Origin of the sequence: Nocardia anocheti (assembly GCF_029675105.1) — a bacterium.
Lineage (GTDB): Bacteria > Actinomycetota > Actinomycetes > Mycobacteriales > Mycobacteriaceae > Nocardia.
The window spans coordinates 74,870-91,794 of record NZ_JAQQFV010000007.1; the positions used below are offsets into that span (position 1 = coordinate 74,870).

At 64.8% G+C, this 16,925-nt stretch carries 15 protein-coding genes; 7 read left to right on the top strand and 8 right to left on the bottom strand.

Annotation, left to right across the window (positions count from 1 at the left end):
- Position 1: 1 nt before the first annotated feature.
- Positions 2-574 (top strand): adenine phosphoribosyltransferase, encoded by a 573-nt coding sequence (locus QC180_RS19330; RefSeq protein ID WP_278264177.1) that lies wholly within the window; start codon positions 2-4, stop codon positions 572-574.
- On the opposite strand, the gene QC180_RS19335 is transcribed toward QC180_RS19330, so the two are convergent.
- Positions 564-1,169 (bottom strand): GNAT family N-acetyltransferase, encoded by a 606-nt coding sequence (locus tag QC180_RS19335; protein WP_278264178.1) that lies wholly within the window; start codon positions 1,167-1,169, stop codon positions 564-566. The two genes, QC180_RS19330 and QC180_RS19335, sit on opposite strands and share 11 nt — an antisense overlap.
- Positions 1,170-1,402: 233 nt before the next feature.
- Here QC180_RS19335 and QC180_RS19340 point away from each other — a divergent pair, with 233 nt between their 5' ends.
- Positions 1,403-2,980, top strand: coding sequence for an ABC-F family ATP-binding cassette domain-containing protein (locus tag QC180_RS19340; RefSeq protein ID WP_278264179.1), 1,578 nt, complete (start codon positions 1,403-1,405; stop codon positions 2,978-2,980).
- 205 nt (positions 2,981-3,185) lie between these two features.
- On the top strand, positions 3,186-3,815 hold the full coding sequence (locus tag QC180_RS19345; protein WP_278264180.1) for an NUDIX hydrolase: 630 nt from the start codon (positions 3,186-3,188) through the stop codon (positions 3,813-3,815).
- Between the two features lie 68 nt (positions 3,816-3,883).
- Here the strand turns inward: QC180_RS19345 and QC180_RS19350 are convergent, their stop codons facing one another.
- The 7 genes from QC180_RS19350 to QC180_RS19380 all read right to left on the bottom strand — a co-directional run bounded on the left by QC180_RS19350 (position 3,884) and on the right by QC180_RS19380 (position 9,646).
- Positions 3,884-4,657, bottom strand: a complete 774-nt coding sequence (locus tag QC180_RS19350) for an ESX secretion-associated protein EspG (protein WP_278264181.1) — start codon at positions 4,655-4,657, stop codon at positions 3,884-3,886.
- A complete protein-coding gene (locus tag QC180_RS19355) occupies positions 4,657-5,805 on the bottom strand; it encodes a WXG100 family type VII secretion target (protein WP_278264182.1) in 1,149 nt (382 codons plus the stop codon). The genes QC180_RS19350 and QC180_RS19355 overlap by 1 nt, the downstream gene beginning before the upstream one ends.
- Before the next feature lie 50 nt (positions 5,806-5,855).
- The gene (locus QC180_RS19360; protein WP_278264183.1) at positions 5,856-6,362 is read right to left on the bottom strand and encodes a hypothetical protein; all 507 of its coding nucleotides are present in this window, start codon (positions 6,360-6,362) and stop codon (positions 5,856-5,858) included.
- Positions 6,363-6,406: 44 nt separating this feature from the next.
- Entirely contained in the window at positions 6,407-6,985 is a 579-nt protein-coding gene (locus tag QC180_RS19365) for a DUF3558 domain-containing protein (RefSeq protein ID WP_278264184.1), read from the bottom strand.
- 665 nt (positions 6,986-7,650) lie between these two features.
- On the bottom strand, positions 7,651-8,538 hold the full coding sequence (locus QC180_RS19370; protein WP_278264185.1) for a hypothetical protein: 888 nt from the start codon (positions 8,536-8,538) through the stop codon (positions 7,651-7,653).
- Entirely contained in the window at positions 8,535-8,846 is a 312-nt protein-coding gene (locus tag QC180_RS19375; protein WP_278264186.1) for a hypothetical protein, read from the bottom strand. The genes QC180_RS19370 and QC180_RS19375 overlap by 4 nt, the downstream gene beginning before the upstream one ends.
- On the bottom strand, positions 8,846-9,646 hold the full coding sequence (locus QC180_RS19380) for a hypothetical protein (protein ID WP_278264187.1): 801 nt from the start codon (positions 9,644-9,646) through the stop codon (positions 8,846-8,848). The genes QC180_RS19375 and QC180_RS19380 overlap by 1 nt, the downstream gene beginning before the upstream one ends.
- A gap of 570 nt (positions 9,647-10,216) precedes the next feature.
- Here QC180_RS19380 and QC180_RS19385 point away from each other — a divergent pair.
- The 4 genes from QC180_RS19385 (at position 10,217) to QC180_RS19400 (ending at position 16,916) form a co-directional block, all read left to right on the top strand.
- On the top strand, positions 10,217-11,359 hold the full coding sequence (locus QC180_RS19385; RefSeq protein ID WP_278264188.1) for an RNA-guided endonuclease InsQ/TnpB family protein: 1,143 nt from the start codon (positions 10,217-10,219) through the stop codon (positions 11,357-11,359).
- A 73-nt stretch (positions 11,360-11,432) separates the two neighbouring features.
- Positions 11,433-13,778, top strand: coding sequence for a RelA/SpoT family protein (locus QC180_RS19390; protein WP_278264527.1), 2,346 nt, complete (start codon positions 11,433-11,435; stop codon positions 13,776-13,778).
- A gap of 274 nt (positions 13,779-14,052) precedes the next feature.
- On the top strand, positions 14,053-15,630 hold the full coding sequence (locus QC180_RS19395; RefSeq protein WP_278264189.1) for a cutinase family protein: 1,578 nt from the start codon (positions 14,053-14,055) through the stop codon (positions 15,628-15,630).
- 56 nt (positions 15,631-15,686) lie between these two features.
- On the top strand, positions 15,687-16,916 hold the full coding sequence (locus QC180_RS19400) for a DUF8176 domain-containing protein (protein WP_278264190.1): 1,230 nt from the start codon (positions 15,687-15,689) through the stop codon (positions 16,914-16,916).
- Positions 16,917-16,925: the final 9 nt, after the last annotated feature.

Sequence of the window (16,925 nt, forward strand, 5' to 3'; positions counted from 1 at the left end):
GATGAGCAAGCACGCGGTGGTCGAATCGGACGACCAGGTGGTCGCCCGGAGCGAGAAGGCCGCCGACGCGGTGGCCCGACTGACCCGCTGGCACGACGACTTCCCCACGCCCGGAGTGCGTTTCGCCGATCTGACGCCGGTCTTCGCCGACGCCGAGGGTTTCCGCGCGGTCATCGACTGCTTCGCCGCCGTCGCCCCCGAGGCCGACCTCATCGCCGGTGTCGACGCGCGCGGCTTCCTGCTCGGCGCGGGCGTGGCCGCGACCATGGGCACCGGGGTGCTGGCGATCCGCAAGGGCGGCAAGCTGCCGCCACCGGTGGTCTCGCGCGAGTACCAGCTCGAATACGGTTCCGCCGCACTGGAAATCCCCGCCGACGGTGTCGACCTGGCGGGCAAGCGGATCCTGCTGCTCGACGACGTGCTGGCCACCGGCGGCACCCTGGCCGCCGCGGCCGCGCTGTTCCACGAGGTGGGCGCCGAGGTGGTCGCGGCCGCCGTGGTGATGGAACTGGAGTTCCTGAAGGGGCGCGAGCACCAGGGCGACTACCCGGTGACCTCGATCGTCAAGCTGTAGCGGCTCGCCACATCGGCCACAGCGGCGGGCCGCCCGGCACCCGGAACTCGCCGGTCACGGTGAAGCCGAAGCGTTCGTAGTACCCGATGTTGTCGGGGTTGCTGGATTCCAGATAGGCGGCCGCGCCCTCGGCGTCGACCCGGTCGAGCCGGGAGCGCAGCAGCGCCTGTCCGTATCCGGCGCCGCGCGCCGCGGGCGTGGTGCCGATCATCGACAGGTACCAGTGCGGTTCGCGGGGATGATGCTCGGCGAGCAGGTCACCGAGTTGTTTGCCGAGCATCGTGCGTCGGCCGAACGCGCGGAGGATGCCGGGGAGCGTCCGCAGATCGGTGGCCGGGGTGCCGTGCCAGTGGCCCGGTGGGCCCCACAGGGTCGCGCCCGTGCCCGCGGATTCGGGGTCGGTGGCCAGTTCACAGGCGCCGAACGGGGTGAAGACGTGGCGGGCCATGGCGGTGAAGAAATGTGGGAGACCGGCCGCCCTGCGCTCGGGATCGGGCAGGATCCACGACATCACCGGGTCGTCCTGGAAGGCCGCCGCCAAGGTGGTGCCCAGCTCTCGCGCATCGGCGCGTCCGGCCTGGCGCACAGTGATCATTCGTCCCGCTCCTGTCGTCGTCGCTGCCCGGTCAACGTGGCCGCGGGCACCCGGAGTTCCCGTGTGGTCGCGCACGTCGTCCGGAAAAGGGGGTGGCGTGCGCGCGTGCCGCGTGCTATCAATGACTGGTCCTGTTCCCGGCGATCGGAGCCGCGTTGATTTCTTGAGGTTGCGCTTACGGGCGGTCCGCATTCCGCGCACCGCGTTTTCCGCCGCACCTCGAGGGGATCCGCATGGGCACTCTTTCTTTTTCCGATCTCACTTTCCACTGGCCGGACGGCACTGTCGTGTTCGACGGGCTCGACGCCACCCTCGGCCCGGGCCAGATCGGTCTCGTCGGCGCCAACGGTGCCGGGAAATCCACGTTGCTGCGGCTGATCAGTGGGGAACTGACCCCGCTGCGCGGTTCGATCACCGTGCCCGGCGACCTCGGGTATCTGCGCCAGGACCTGGGCATGCGGACCGGGCACCGGGTCGACGCCGTGCTCGGCATCGCCGAGGTGCGGGCCGCGCTGCACCGCATCGAGGGCGGCGAGGGCACCCCCGAGGACTTCGACACCGTCGGCACCGGCTGGCAGATCGAGGACGAGGCCGTCGCGCTGCTCGGCAGACTCGGGCTCGACTACGTCGCAGGGTCGGTCGCCGATCTGGACCGCACCGTCGAGACCCTGTCCGGCGGGGAGACCGTGCTGCTCGGGCTGGTCGCCGAACTGCTGCGCGAACCGGATGTGCTGCTGCTCGACGAACCGACCAACAATCTCGACACCGCCGCGCGCGGCAGGCTCTACGAGGTGATCCGTCAGTTCGGCGGCACGGTGATCGTGGTCAGCCACGACCGCGAGCTGCTCGACCGGATGGACGGCATCGGCGAACTGCGGTCCGGTGAGATCCGGTCCTTCGGCGGCAATTTCAGCGAGTACGAGCGGATCGTCGAGCAGGAACAGGAGGTCGCCAGGGCCGCGGTGCGCGACGCGCGCAGCGATGTGCGCAAGCAGGCGCGGGAGCTGGTCGAGGCGCGCACCAAGCTGGATCGCCGTGCCCGGTTCGCGCAGAAACAGCAGGACAACAAGCGGGTGCCGAAGATCGTGGCGGGCCTGCGCAAGAACGCCGCCGAGGTGTCGGCGGGCAAACTGCGCACCTCGCACATCGAGAAACTGGACTCCGCGCGCGAAACTCTTGACCAGGCCGAGGAATTGGTGCGCGCCGACCGCGAGATCCGGGTCCAGCTGCCTGGTACCCGGTTGTATCCGGGCCAGGAGGTGATCGAGCTGGACCAGGTCGAGCTGGCCAACGGTCCGGTCGTCGACCTGCGGGTCAGCGGACCGGAGCGGATCGCGCTGACCGGGCGCAATGGCGCGGGCAAGACCACGCTGCTGCGCCGGATCGTCGAGGAGGGGCCGAAGGTGGCGTGGCGGTTGCTGCCACAGCGGCTGGACGTATTCGACGAGGACCGCACGGTCTTCGACAATGTCGCCGCGGCTGCGCCGCACGCGAGTGCCGAGCAGATCCGGGCCCAGCTGGCGCGGTTCCTGTTCCGTGGCACCGATGCCGACCGGCTCGCGTCGGCCCTGTCCGGCGGGGAGCGCTTGCGGGCCGCGCTGGCGACCTTGCTGCTGGCCGAGCCTGCGCCGAAGCTGCTCATGCTCGACGAGCCCACCAACAATCTCGACCTGCCCAGCCTGGCCCACCTGACCCAGGCGCTGGCGAGCTTCGAGGGCGCGCTGATCGTGGTCAGCCACGACGCGCGATTCCTCGACGACATCGGGGTGACCCGCACCCTCGAACTCACCCCGGACGGACTTGTCGAATAGCCCTGCTGCTGAAGAACAATGGCTACGCCGAGGACCCGAAAATCGTCTTCGGCGCGATCGGCGGATCGCTGCCCCACGGGCAGGGGCGAGGGCGGGCGACGGCCCGTCGTTCGGGAGCCACGTGAGCGAAGTGCCTGCGGGGAGGGAAGAATCGAGCGGGGCCGCCGACCGCGCGGTTCCGGCCGCCGACCCGAGAAGGAGCGACGTGGAGCAATCCGTGGTGTCGATCGACGTGGTGACGCTGCGCTGCTGGGAGGCCGACAGCACAGTGCGTATCGGGGTCGCTTCCCGCGAATTCGAGCCGTTCACCGGCCAGCTCGCGCTGCCCGGTGTACTGCTCGGCCGCGGTGAACGCCTCGCCGAGGCTGCCCGCCGGGCCGTGCACACCAAACTGGGGGTGCCCGAAGCGGCGATCGGGGCGGTCGGCCAGCTCGTCACCTTCGACGAACCGCACCGCGACCCGCGCGGCCCCACCCTGGCGATCGCCATGTGGGCCGTCGTCGCCGAACACGAAGGCCCGGCCGAGTGGGTCGGCTTCGACGAGGTGCCGCCACTGGCCTTCGACCACAACCGCATCGTCGAGACCAGCCGCGGGTTGCTCGCGGGCATGCTGTGGAAGGACCAGCGCCTCACCCGCGCCCTCACCGGCACGGAGTTCCCGGCCACCCGCGCGGTCGAACTGTCCACCGCGCTGCACGGCACGCGCCCCGATCCAGCCAACCTCAACCGCACCCTCGCGGCCATTCCCGGCCTCGAACGCACGGGGGAGCGGCGGCGGGTGAAGGCGACCGGGCGGCCCGCCGTCGTCTGGGCGTTCGGCAGTGATGATGCCTGAGTCGGTCGTAGATTGGCCGAACGAAGGCGTTCGATCACTCCCGATCGAACGGGGCGGGTAGCGTGGGTCTACCACTGGCTCTGCTGCTCCGCCAATCGCAGCCCCGCACGATCCACCCACCGAGCGAACCGGGCAGCGAGTTCATCGCGGCTACCCGGCCGAACCGTGACATGCTGTCCCCGCGTCTCGGCGTACCTGCCGTCTCCGGTGACGTCGAACCAGCGCAGCACTCCCGAGTGCTCTGCCGAAGAACGCGGCCGTCCGATGTATAGGCGAGCGATTCCGTAGCCATCGCCACTGCGACCGAGCAAACGCTCATACCGCTCCCGTTCGGAATCTCGGTGCGAGTCCTCGAAGTAGCCATCCTCGCCGGGTTCGAGGTCATGCGGATGGAACGTGGCAGGAGGGCGACCCCCAGGTTCGCAGCGCGGAATCGCACCAGCGAGTTGCCCCGCGAGCCCGTCCGGCCCGAACAAACGGAGCCTGATATCGCCGTACTCGCCAGCGCGGCCTCCTTGGAAAGCCAGCACCGCGCGATGGTGATCCCGAACACCGACAATGCGGTATTCCTTGCTGTCGTCGGCACCGGTGCTCGACTTGTGCCGAGTGGTGCACCCGACGATCTCGATCCGAATCCGCGAGGTCGCCAGCGTATGCACAGCGAGATCGATCTCCTCACGCTCACCACTCCGCAGATCCGCGCGAACCCGGCTCCGGAACTGACTGAACTCATCCTCGACGCCGAAGCGGCTCAGGTATTTCAACGGGACCGGAAAGCGGTCGTTGGCATCGCTGTACCAGTGCGCGGCAAAGGTTTCCGGCTCGAAGGTCCACGACGCCATCAGATGCGGTTCCTCGGCACTAAGTGAGCACCAATAACACCGCCGGTGACCGTGGGCAAGTCATCACCGATGAGGTCGTCGGTATTGGCTTGGTTGATCAAGAAATCCGGAGTGCCTCTGGACGCCTCGTCTTCCGCGCGTTGCCCGCCACGCGCGCCACCCATCGGCATCCCACCCATCGATGTCCCGCGACTGGCACCCGATGCAGCGGTCGCGGTCGTCGCCGCGACCACGGGCGATCCAGCACCAGGTGTACCCGGGACCGCACGCCCAGCTTCGGGGGTGCCACCACCCGAACCGCCCGGAGATCCTCCGCTGGGCAACCCTGCGCTCGGCGAGCCAGCAGAACCCGGTCCACCATGCGTTCCGGTGGGTGTGGTCCCAGCTGGTGTCGTCAGCGACTCCGGGGAACTATCCATGTCATCCGGGTCAGTGCCGCTCGGGTTCGTGTCGTCATCGGACGATTCAGAATCCACCCCGGACTCGTCATCCGGAGTGTCGGTCGTATCGGGGTCTTCATCTTCGCCGGTGGTCTCATCGTCGTTGGCAGGATCATCGGCCGGATGCTGTGAGGGGGAATCACCATCGGGATTCGTACCGCCGGGGTACGTGCCGCCGGGGGGCACTCGATCCCCGGCGGTCGGCTCATCGATATCGAACGGCTGCACCGGGTTGACCGGCGAACTCAACACCGGGATCTGGGTGTCGTAGTCGTTGACGAACGGCGTCACGTACTTGTTCGCCATGATCGCCTGGGCTTCCTCTTGCTCCCGCTCGATCACCGGGTCCCGGTTGGACCCGACAATCGGCCAGGAGTCAGGATGTAGAGGATTCTTCTCCTCGACCGGCTCTGGCAACTCGTACTTGGTCGTCTCCACCGAAGCCGCGGACTCATCAATACGAGTCGCCAGCACCCGCAACTGCGTCTCGAACTCGATGGCGTCGGTGGTGTACCGCTTGATCGAGGCCACGAACGCATCCGCCGCCTGCCCCTCCCACGACGAAGCGACCGACCGCTGAATACTGGTCGAGAACACATGCAACCCAGTCGCCCAGTCATTACCCAACTGCCGATAACCAGCAGCCAGACCACGCGCGTCAGCGGTTCGCGTGGCCTGAAACGCCGCATAGATGTCAGCGTGGGTCATGCTCTTGGGCCGCTCCCCACCACCGGTGATCCGCGGGTCCTCGTTCCCCGTCAAAAAGTCCCCCCTCGGCTCACATGGCGAGAACCCGGATTGTTCACCGGTGTCGCAGCAGCCGGAGGAACATCGATCGGAGCGATGGGACCGAGGCTTTCCTGCAAACTGCGCACCTTCGACGCGAACTCGGCATCGGACTCGATATAGCGATCCATGATCAATCTATGCACCGTCTGGATATCCTCGACGATCTTATAATGCTCATTTAGAATCGAGTAGACATCGTTTCCCGGATTTGCACCCTTGGCCTTGTCTCGGAACCACGAAACCATCGTTGCTGCCGAAGTCAGCAGTGGATTTTCCGCCCCAATGCCCCAGTTTTTCGGCTCGGTTTCGGCGATAGCTTTCGCATTCTCTCGCATACTGTCAATCAACAACTTGAATCGTTCACAGTCGCGGTCGATATTGACGAATTCCCCGGGCTCCATCCGAACCGACATTCGGCCTTCACGTGCTTCGGCTATCAGATTCTCGAATGGCCTATTAGGGCTTTCCCCCGCCATGGATCCTAACCTCCCAAATGTTCTTGGTTGTTGGTTGGGGCAATCTACGCATCCGTCGGCACCGTAGGAAGCACTGACTCTGCAACTTTCTTGCCTATATCGCAGAAGTCTACATCCTGTGGCGCGTTGCGAGAGGCTGACTTCAGTATATGAAATTCTAGACTGCCGCCGCGCAATTCGACGTTGACATAGCAACTGTCCTGCGGATCAGATTCGCTTCGTCGAACCGATATCGCACTACGGCCGAAGATTGTAAACTCGCTCAGTCCATCTCCCCAGTTGTCTTTGACGAAGCCGAGAGTGAGATTGGTGTTCCTGATGCTGAGGGCGTATACGTTCGGTCGAACCCAGCCGCATCCTCGCCATTTTTGGCCGTTCGGACCGTCGAAGTCGGCAGTGTTTGGATTCTTGGCTTTCACCAGTTGCAACTGGTTGAGAACCTCCGGCGTCACCCCTACGCACGGGTCGTATCTGGACGGGGCGTCAACCTCAAGCCCATCCGCCGTAAGGGTTGGTACTGTCGGACCAATGGGCTCGCCGGAATCGGTACCACAGCCAACCACGGCAAGGATCCCGATGACCGTAGCCAGAACCGTCGCACCAGTATGGAACCGTTTACGCATGTTTCGCGCTCGTCCTCCCAGTCAAATACCTTCGATAAGCTCAAATATTTCGATCACGCCAGGAATCCATGTTCCAGATTATTTCGAATTCCATGTGGGCTGGGATTCGGAAAGTTGCTGAGCGAGTCTGACCAGGTACTGGCTAGCGGTGCGCTTGCTCTCATCGGAGAAGTGGAAACTGCCAGCATCGGTGACTATATGCTCCTCCCAGATAGTAAGTTGCGCAAACCAGTCGCCTGATCGGGTCGCGAACGTCACCTGTGGATCAGCCCCACCAGTGTTGCGTGGGTCCCATACCCAGACCGATTCACCCAACTCCTCGGACTCTATGAACTTCGCCTTGTTGTTCCCCAGCGGGTTCGGATCTCCGGAAGCATTTCGCACCATGATTTGGCCATTTGGAGTGCTTGCCGCAGAATTTTCGATTGTACAGGAACCGCCCGTCCGGAATACTTCATCAGCGCTACCCGCCAATATGAACTGTTGAAGGTGTAGTGCACCTAGGTCATCAGACAATAGTGCTTTCAGAGAGTCGCAGAGATCTTGCTGGGAGAGGCCGACGTTGAGTGACTCCGTCCGTGTTTCGTCGGTGGATGTGCACGCGGACAAAACTGATATCGCGATTGCGAGTAGTCCTAGACGTTTGCAATACGAGACCATGATATTCAGAGAGTCCAATCCGACTTGTCATTGTCGCGTGTTGACGCATCTCCCAGCGCCGCTGTGATTCCGTCCTTGCCGATACCGTAGGATTCAACCACCCCCGGTGGCCAATGATTATTGGGAATTCCCGCTTGAACAGACGCATCTTGCGCAATCCTGTTGGATGCGATGATGTTTGCCTGCGCGCTGGTGGCAACAGCTGTACTTATATCTAGGATAAAGGTATTGGATGCTTGTACGGCTGTGGCGAGGTCTCCGGATGCGGAAATCGGACCCCATGGTAGGTTGAAGAATGATCCGACGTAAGATCCGGTGAGTGCGGTAACCTTTTCGACCAATTCTTGGGCGGCAGTTGCCAGATCTGTATAGAGCTCAAGTTCGGCTACGGCGACACTTTCGAGATTTAGTGCGATATTCTCACACAAGGTGGACATCGCCGGAAAGGCTTTCTCCTGCCGAATGCGCAACGCGCGATACCGCTTCGCTGCGTCACCTTCCCATTCGCCCATTAATTCGGTTTCGCCGTAGGTGGAAGATGCGTTATCTATATCACCTTTAATATTGCGCCACTCATCGGCGTATTTTAGAAATGTCACGGGCACTTCAAGGCCTGGATCCATCTCCTCCAATTTGTTCCATGTCTCGCCCAGGGCATTGTTGATTTTGTCGCGGTTGTCCCAAATCTTTGGGATTACGATAGTTTCATCGACCACAAAGGACGCGCCGAGAGTGCCTACGAAACCCACTATTCCACCGGTTCGAACCAGCTTGACCAAGTCGCCATGCCAGTCTTGAACCTTCTGTGGTAGGTCTCCTATCTCGTTCTTTCTTGATCGAATAGCCGTTATCTGCTTGGCGAGTTCGGTCTGACTGGACGCGGGCGGGCTCATATGTCTGCCTCCAGCGCGCCGAAACTGTCTGCGATGTCCTTGTTCTCGGCCTCGAATGTATCTCTAACATGGCGTAATACATCGGCAATGTCAGACATGACGGTAGCGCCTTCTGTCATGCGGTCTCCGACATAGCTGGGTACTGTTCGATATTTTTCTAGTGCCAGCGCAAATGTTCCAGCTTGCATATCTCCAATTTCGACCTTGGCGATTTTGGATTTCGCATTATTTAGATGGGTTGCCGTTTCGTCATTCCTGACGGCAGCAAGCTTCATCAGATCCAGCGACATCGTAAACTTGTCCGACATCAGCTAACAACCTCCTCGGAGATCCGTTGCAAATGGCAATTGAGATGATATTCAAGATCTGAATCGCTATATCTTGAGTAGTCGCCCCGGACTGAAAATTTTGGACGTATCTCCCGTAATCGATTAACACACGCAAGAAGTTCGTCGGTGATCCGGTGGTGGTCAAGCACGCCGGGCCAGGTTGGCAGTACGATGATGTCATCAACGTAATTCCGGTTGGCGCGCACCGTCACGGATGGCACACCATAAGTCGACGCGCGACTACCGACTTCGTACTTGTAATCTCTGACAAGCGCAGACGATACGTTGCGATATTCACTCCAACTGCCAGTTTCCAGTAGAATCATCATTCGCGTTCGACTATCGGGAACTGCGTTGATGGAAACTTCCTGTGGTGTTGGCCAGTGTCTCGTATTGTATAGCTGCTCCATCCGCATCGAGACTGCTTTTCGATAGGCTCGTGTCAACTCCTCGCCAACTTCATGCGGGCTTACATATCGGCTCCAACTTGCGCGGAAATCTATCCGAATAGGAAGAAAACCGTTGTCGAGGTCCATCGTTAGGAATGACGACCCAACCCGTGGTTGCGTGGTCTGATCCACTGTCGTTGTGCGATCCGCGGCGATGGTCGCCGACGGCGCGAATTGTTCCTCGAGGTTTCGCGACCTATGCTCAGTCGAATCCTGGCTGGCGATTGGTGTCGAATTTCCCTTTGAGGGGTGCTCCCTGGGGACGAGTGGCTCATCGTCCCAGAATTCGTCAGGATCATCGAGGTGGTTGAACCAACCTTGGGTAGCCATCACTGCACCTCGCGTCCGGTGTCGCGTGTTGGATTTATTGATTGAACCTGCACTTACCCCCCGCATGTGTGAAATTTTGCCATGATGGTCGCTCGACCACTCTCTCAGACCTCTGTCCAAGTTGTCCACTTCGTGGCGGTGGGCGTGACGTCGCCCGGAACCGTCGAGCGCCGTTGCGGCACGCGGCCCATCGACTGGGGTACGTCGCTGTATCGAATGGCAGCGTGGCCAGAGGTGGGTGGTCGGGTCGCGGATCATTCGGGCAGTATCGGGCCGTCGAACCAGGCAATCGGTGTATACCGCTAGTTGACGAACGCTGATGGTTCGCAAGGTAGGAGCTAGGTTCTGGCCTCGTCGCCAGCGCCTCACGCTGATGACCGTAGCGAATCGAACACCGGATCGATGCGGGGACTAAAGTTGATGTTCCTGGCGGATGCGGCACTCGGCCTGCATGGACCGGGTGTGTGGGAGGCGATGGCATGGCTCAGGAACGTAGCGAGCGGGCTTCGGTCTTCAGGTCGGTGACGACGGGCCATTCGATTGACAGGGTACTGATGTACTCTGTCAATCATGGCGTCGAAGGTGGTGAAGCGGGCCTACAAGTACCGCTTCTATCCCACGGGGGAGCAGCGCGATCAGCTCGCTCGCACCTTCGGCTGTGTCCGCTACGTCTACAACCGCGCCCTGGCGGAGCGCTCGCGCGCCTGGTCACAGGACCAGCGGCGAGTCACCCATGCCGAGACCGACAAGATGCTGACGCAGTGGAAACGAGAGCAGGACACGGTCTGGTTGACCGAGCCGTCGAAGGGGCCCTTGCAAGCGACGTTGCGGAACTTGCAGGGTGCGTTCGACAAGTTCTGGCGCAAACAGGGTGGTTACCCGAACTTCAAGAAGAAGGGGCGCAGTCGCGACTCGGCCACCTATTATGCGAACTGTTTCAGCTTCCGGAACGGGCAGGTCAAGCTCGCCAAGCAGGCCGAGCCGCTGGATATTCGCTGGTCGAGGCCATTGCCAGAGGGGGCGCAGCCCTCGCAGGTGACCGTGTCGAGGGACGCAGCCGACCGGTACCACATTTCGATCCTGGTCGAGGAGACCATGGTCGAGTACGAACCGACCGGTGCCACGGTCGGTGTGGATGTGGGGATTACGAGTCTCTGCACCCTGTCCACCGGGGAAAAGATACGCAACCCGCGCTACGAGCGCCGGGACCGCGAGCGGCTCGCCAAGGCTCAGCGGTTTCTGGCGCGCAAGCAGAAAGGTTCCAGCAATCGGTCCAAGGCAAGACTGAAGGTAGCCAAGGTGTATGCCCGTATCGTCGACCGGCGACGGGACGATCTGCACAAACTCTCGACTCGACTGGTGCGCGAAAACCAAGTGATCGCCATCGAGGACCTGAGCGTGCGGAACATGCTCCGCAACCACAACCTCGCCCGGGCCATCTCGGATGCGAGTTGGGCGCAGATGCGATCGATGCTCGAGTACAAAGCGGGATGGTACGGGCGCGAGGTTGTGGCGATCGACCGGTTCTATCCGTCGAGCAAGACCTGCTCGACGTGTGGGCATATCGTCGGCAACTTGTCGTTGAGCGTTCGGGAGTGGACATGTCCGTGTGGGGCCGTTCACGATCGGGACATCAACGCTGCGAAGAACATTCAGGCGCTGGGGCTCAGCGTCTCGGCCTGCGGAGATGGTGTAAGACCTCCCCGCGCGTAAGCGTAGAGAGGCGGCGTCTGTGAAACAGGAACACCCTGTCGTGAGTCAGGGAGTCTCCGGCCTTCGGGCCGGGATGGAAGCCAATCGACAACTCGGCGAGGATGGTAAGAAATCCACCAGCGCCCCGGCGACCCCCGCCAAGCAATCCCCGACCGCCGCGGTCCCCAGCTCGGCCTCGCGCCGGGTGCGGGCCAGGTTGGCGCGCCGGATGACCGGTCAGCGTGGCATCGCCGCCGTCAAGCCCGTGCTCGAGCCGTTGGCGACGGTGCACCGCGAGCTGTACCCCAAGGCCAACCTGGCCCTGCTGCAGCGCGCCTTCGACGTGGCCGACGAACGCCACGCCAAACAGTTCCGCAAGTCGGGCGACCCGTACATCACCCACCCGCTGGCGGTGGCCAACATCCTCGCCGAACTCGGCATGGACACCACCACGCTGGTCGCGGCGCTGCTGCACGACACCGTCGAGGACACCGGCTACTCGCTGGACCAGCTCAAGGAGGAGTTCGGCCAGGAGGTCGCCCACCTGGTCGACGGCGTCACCAAGCTGGACAAGGTGAACCTGGGCGCGGCCGCCGAGGCAGAGACCATCCGCAAGATGATCATCGCCATGGCCCGCGACCCGCGCGTGCTGGTGATCAAGGTCGCCGACCGGCTGCACAACATGCGCACCATGCGCTTCCTGCCGCCGGAGAAGCAGGCCAAGAAGGCCAAGGAGACCCTCGAGGTGATCGCGCCGCTGGCGCACCGCCTGGGTATGGCCACGGTCAAATGGGAGCTCGAGGACCTCGCCTTCGCGATCCTGCACCCCAAGAAGTACGACGAGATCGTGCGCCTGGTTGCCGACCGCGCGCCCTCGCGCGACACCTACCTGGCCAAGGTGCGCGCCGAGATCGTCAACACCCTGGCCCAGTCGCGGATCAACGCGATCGTGGAAGGCCGCCCCAAGCACTACTGGTCGATCTACCAGAAGATGATCGTCAAGGGCAAGGACTTCGACGACATCCACGACCTGGTCGGCATGCGCATCCTGTGCGACGAGGTCCGCGACTGCTACGCCGCGGTCGGCGTGGTGCACTCGCTGTGGCAGCCGATGGCCGGACGGTTCAAGGACTACATCGCCCAGCCGCGCTACGGCGTCTACCAGTCGCTGCACACCACCGTCGTCGGCCCCGACGGCAAGCCCCTGGAAGTGCAGATCCGCACCCAGGACATGCACCGGACCGCCGAGTTCGGCATCGCCGCGCACTGGCGCTACAAGGAGACCAAGGGCAAGCACTCCGGTGACGCCGCCGAGGTCGACGACATGGCCTGGATGCGCCAGTTGCTGGACTGGCAGCGGGAGGCCGCCGACCCGGCCGAGTTCCTGGAGTCGCTGCGCTTCGATCTGAAGTCGCCGGAGATCTTCGTGTTCACGCCCAAGGGCGATGTGATCACGCTGCCGCAGAAGTCCACCCCGGTCGACTTCGCCTACGCGGTGCACACCGAGGTCGGGCACAAGTGCATCGGTGCCCGCGTCAACGGCAGGCTCGTCGCGCTGGAACGGCAGCTGGAGAACGGCGAGGTCGTCGAGGTGTTCACCTCGAAGGCGCAGAACGCCGGACCCAGCCGGGACTGGCAGAACTTCGTCGTCTCGCCGCGGGCCAAGGCCAAGATTCGCCAGTGGTTTGCCAAGGAGCGGCGCGAGGAAGCGCTCGAGAGCGGCAAGGAGCAGATCTCCAAGGAGGTCCGCCGGGTCGGTCTGCCGCTGCAGCGGTTGATGAGCGTCGACGCGATGACCGCTGTCGCCCACGAACTGCACTACACCGACATCTCCACCCTCTACACCGCCGTCGGTGAGCACCAGGTCTCGGCGCATCACGTCGTGCAGCGGCTGATGGCCCAGCTCGGCGGCATCGGCGACGTGGAGAACGAGCTCGCCGAACGGTCGACGCCCTCGACCACCCCGGCCCGCCAGCGCGTCACCGGCGACGCGGGCGTGCTCATTCCGGGCGCGCCCGGCACGGTCGCCAAGCTGGCCAAGTGCTGCACGCCGGTGCCCGGCGACGAGATCATGGGCTTCGTCACCCGTGGCGGTGCGGTGAGCGTGCACCGCACCGACTGCACCAATGCCGGATCGTTGCAGGAGCAGTCCGAGCGGATCATCGACGTGGAATGGGCGCCCTCGCCGTCCTCGGTGTTCCTGGTCGCCATCCAGATCGAGGCGCTCGACCGCACCCGCCTGCTCTCCGACGTCACCAAGGTGCTCGCCGACGAGAAGGTCAACATCCTGTCCGCCTCGGTGGCCACCCACGGTGATCGGGTGGCGATCAGCAAGTTCACCTTCGAGATGGGCGACCCGAAGCACCTGGGTCACCTGCTCAACGTGGTGCGCAATGTCGAAGGCGTGTACGACGTCTACCGCGTGACCTCGGCGGCCTGAGACCCCGATCCCGGCCCGGGCGTTCGCGAGAATGCCCGGGCCGCGTCGTGTCCGGCGCGAGCCGGTACTTCGCCAGGGATTAGCTGGCGCCGAAGGGGTTTGCCGAGGCAGTGAAAGGGCCCGTTAGGGCAGCGGTTGGGTTGACCGGAATCTGTTACGGTTTACTGCGTTTCAACGTTCCACTGGTCAGCCGAAACGGACTGTGATGCGGATCGATAGGGCTCGGTGCACGACACGACTCACGGTGGCGATGATCGCGTTCACCGTCGCTTCGGTGACGGTGTCGACAGCCACCGCGCACGCGCAGGACATTACTCCCGCCGCGCCGTCGACGCAGGTCTCGATCTCCGCGTGTCCGGCACTGTACGCCTTGGGAATCCAGGGCACCGGCGAATCGTCTCCGGACGCGGCACCCAGTACCGACACCGGCATGCTGTCCACCGTCTTCCGGCCACTGCTGGCCGAGGCGGGCGACGCCGGTCTCGTCGACCGGGCCTACGTGCCCTACGAGGCGGGCTTCGGCGGTGCCGTGCCCGGCGGCGCGGTGCCCTACACCGAGTCCGTCGACGGTGGTCTGCTGCGGCTGCGCGCGATGGCCGCTCAGGTGGTCCAGCGCTGCCCGGACACGCGTATCGCGGTGGTCGGGTATTCCCAAGGCGCCCATGTGGCCTCGCTGTTCGCCCAGGAGGTCGGCGCGGGCACCGGCGTGCTGCCTCCCGAGAAGGTCGCCGCCGTCGCGCTGTTCGCCGATCCCACCCGTGCCGCCGACGCCCCGCTGTTCCCCGGTGCGCCCGGGCTGACGGTGCCCGGCGCGGCACCGGGAACCTCCGGTGCGGCACTGGCTTCGCTCGGCGAGGTCCGGCAGGCCGCGGCCCCCGGTGGTGGACTCGGCCCGAGCAGTGATCAGGCCGCCGATTTCGGGCGGCTGACCGGGCGTGTCGCGAGCTTCTGCGCGACAGGCGATCTCGCCTGCGACGCGCCGCAGGGCACGCCGCTGGTGCGCGCGGTCACCAATCTGATCAGCCAGGTGAAACTCTCCGGCGGCGACCCGATCGGCTCGCTGGTCTCCATCGCCGACGCGCTGGCCTACACCTCGATCAAGACCGCGACCACCGTGGTGAACTCCGATATCACCGGCAGCTCGCTGGCGGATCTGTCGCTCACCCCGGGCACCTCGATCGCCCAGCGCGTCGCCGACGCCGCCGACCCGCGCGCCACGCTCGACGTCGACGCGTCGTACCAGGCGCTGCTGAAGCTGGGCACGCTCGGGCTGACCGCGGTGTCCACCGCGGTGAAATCGGTGCTGACCCCGGCGAATATCGCCGAGCTGGCCACCGCCACCCTGTCCAACCCCCTGGTCGGGCTCACCCTGCTCGGGACGAAACTGGCGGGCGCGGTGCCCGAGCTGGTGCCGCCGACCACCGGGGTGCGGCTGGTGAGCGAGGCGTTCACCGAGGTGCAGCGCACGATCACCGACCACCGGGAGCTGCTCGACGTCAGCACGCTGGTGCGGTACTGGAATACGTTGCAGCGCCACGACGGATACTCGCGGATGGCCGTCGGTGCCGACGGTGCGCCACCCACCCGATACGTGGCAAGCTGGTTCGCGGCGGTGGCCCGCGACGCGGCGGACACCTCGGGTGTCGGTGCGGTGCCGGTCGGTGGCTCCGATCGCGGCGCGCCGGGAATATTCACCAGTCCGACCGGCGCGTCAACGAGACCCGCGGCGCCGGGTGGGGGACAATTTCCCTTCGGGACAGGAGCCGATGGCGCCTCATCCGGCGGCGCGTCGACTCCGCCTGCCGCGACACCCACCGCACCCACGACTACCCGTCCGTTCTCAGTGAACTGATCACCGAGAGGTTCTTCGATGCGAATCCATGTGCCCGTCGACGCGGAAAGGGGGGAATGTTGAAGTCGTACAACGAACTGTCGCGCTGGTATTCGGCGCTGGAACCGGAAGCCGACCCGGCGACCTCCGCGCGCGGGGGCACCGCCGACCCGGCGGCCGACGGGGACGACGGCCCCGCGCGATATTCGCAGCGCCCCGCGCGCGTCCCGTCCGATGATCCGTCCGCCGAGCCCACCGAGCTCGACGGCCGCACCGCCGACGACGATTCCGTCGACCCGGACGACGCGACCCCGCGCGAACCGAAGCCCGACGCCGTGCGGGCACCGGAAGACGATGCCGCGGTAGGCGCCGAGCCGGACCGCCACACCGTGGAACCTCCGGTGGCGAAGCCCGCCGTCGCGGGTGACCCGGCGCCGGACTCCCGTGCCGAGAGCGCCCCGGTGTGGGGCCGTCCGGCGGGCTTCCCCGACGACGAGACACCCCGCCGCACCGTCGGTTACCCCGAGCGTGACTTCCGCAACCAGGACGTGCCCGCCTACCGGCCCGAGCCGGAGTCCGCTCCGGAACCGCCCCTCGAACTGGCCGCGCGCCGCAGCGAATTCACCGGTGGCTGGTCGGACTGGGTCGCCCCCGGCCCCGAGGACGACTACGACGCCGAACTGGTCCAGTTCCCCTGGCCCGAGGCCGCGGCCGACGACTACGACGAGGCCCACGTGCTCGCGCCGTCGGGGTCCCTGCGCGCCACCCGCGCGCGCAACCGCACCTGGATCGTGCTCGCGGTCTCGGTGCTGGTGCTCGTGCTCGCCGCCACCGGGGTGCTGTTCCTGCTGTTCGGGCGCGGCGAGGAGGAGTCCACCGGGCGCCACGCGGCACCGTTGCACTTCACCGCGGGGCAGCTCCTGGCCGACACCCCGCTCGGCGACTGCCCGACCGAACGCACGGGCAGCGTGGTGCGCAGCGCCGAGGCCGGTGGCACCGACTCCGGCCCCGACGCCGTGCTCGCCTTCCAGTACGCCTACTACGTGACCCGATCGGGGATCGAGGCCAGAGCCGTGGTCGCCCCCGACGCCGAGGTCGCCCCCGCGGCCGTGATCCAGCGCGGCATCGACTCCATCCCGGTGGGGACCACCCACTGCGTGCGGATCACCACGGTGGCCGACGACCGGTTCACCGTGGAGGTCACCGAGTTCCGTCCGGCGGGCGCCCCGGCCACCTACACCAAGCAGTCGGTGCGAACCGCGCTGGTCGGCGAGCGCACGCTCATCACGGGCATCGCGGCAGGGTAAGGAGAGGCG

What these genes read in the sequence shown, in the direction of transcription:
- QC180_RS19330 (WP_278264177.1), top strand. Translation starts at nt 2, where the DNA reads ATGAGCAAGCACGCGGTGGTCGAATCGGACGACCAGGTGGTCGCCCGG.
- QC180_RS19335 (WP_278264178.1), bottom strand. Translation starts at nt 1,169, where the DNA reads ATGATCACTGTGCGCCAGGCCGGACGCGCCGATGCGCGAGAGCTGGGC.
- QC180_RS19340 (WP_278264179.1), top strand. Translation starts at nt 1,403, where the DNA reads ATGGGCACTCTTTCTTTTTCCGATCTCACTTTCCACTGGCCGGACGGC.
- QC180_RS19350 (WP_278264181.1), bottom strand. Translation starts at nt 4,657, where the DNA reads ATGGCGTCGTGGACCTTCGAGCCGGAAACCTTTGCCGCGCACTGGTAC.
- QC180_RS19355 (WP_278264182.1), bottom strand. Translation starts at nt 5,805, where the DNA reads ATGACCCACGCTGACATCTATGCGGCGTTTCAGGCCACGCGAACCGCT.
- QC180_RS19360 (WP_278264183.1), bottom strand. Translation starts at nt 6,362, where the DNA reads ATGGCGGGGGAAAGCCCTAATAGGCCATTCGAGAATCTGATAGCCGAA.
- QC180_RS19365 (WP_278264184.1), bottom strand. Translation starts at nt 6,985, where the DNA reads ATGCGTAAACGGTTCCATACTGGTGCGACGGTTCTGGCTACGGTCATC.
- QC180_RS19370 (WP_278264185.1), bottom strand. Translation starts at nt 8,538, where the DNA reads ATGAGCCCGCCCGCGTCCAGTCAGACCGAACTCGCCAAGCAGATAACG.
- QC180_RS19375 (WP_278264186.1), bottom strand. Translation starts at nt 8,846, where the DNA reads ATGTCGGACAAGTTTACGATGTCGCTGGATCTGATGAAGCTTGCTGCC.
- QC180_RS19380 (WP_278264187.1), bottom strand. Translation starts at nt 9,646, where the DNA reads ATGGCTACCCAAGGTTGGTTCAACCACCTCGATGATCCTGACGAATTC.
- QC180_RS19385 (WP_278264188.1), top strand. Translation starts at nt 10,217, where the DNA reads ATGGCGTCGAAGGTGGTGAAGCGGGCCTACAAGTACCGCTTCTATCCC.
- QC180_RS19390 (WP_278264527.1), top strand. Translation starts at nt 11,433, where the DNA reads ATGGAAGCCAATCGACAACTCGGCGAGGATGGTAAGAAATCCACCAGC.
- QC180_RS19400 (WP_278264190.1), top strand. Translation starts at nt 15,687, where the DNA reads ATGTTGAAGTCGTACAACGAACTGTCGCGCTGGTATTCGGCGCTGGAA.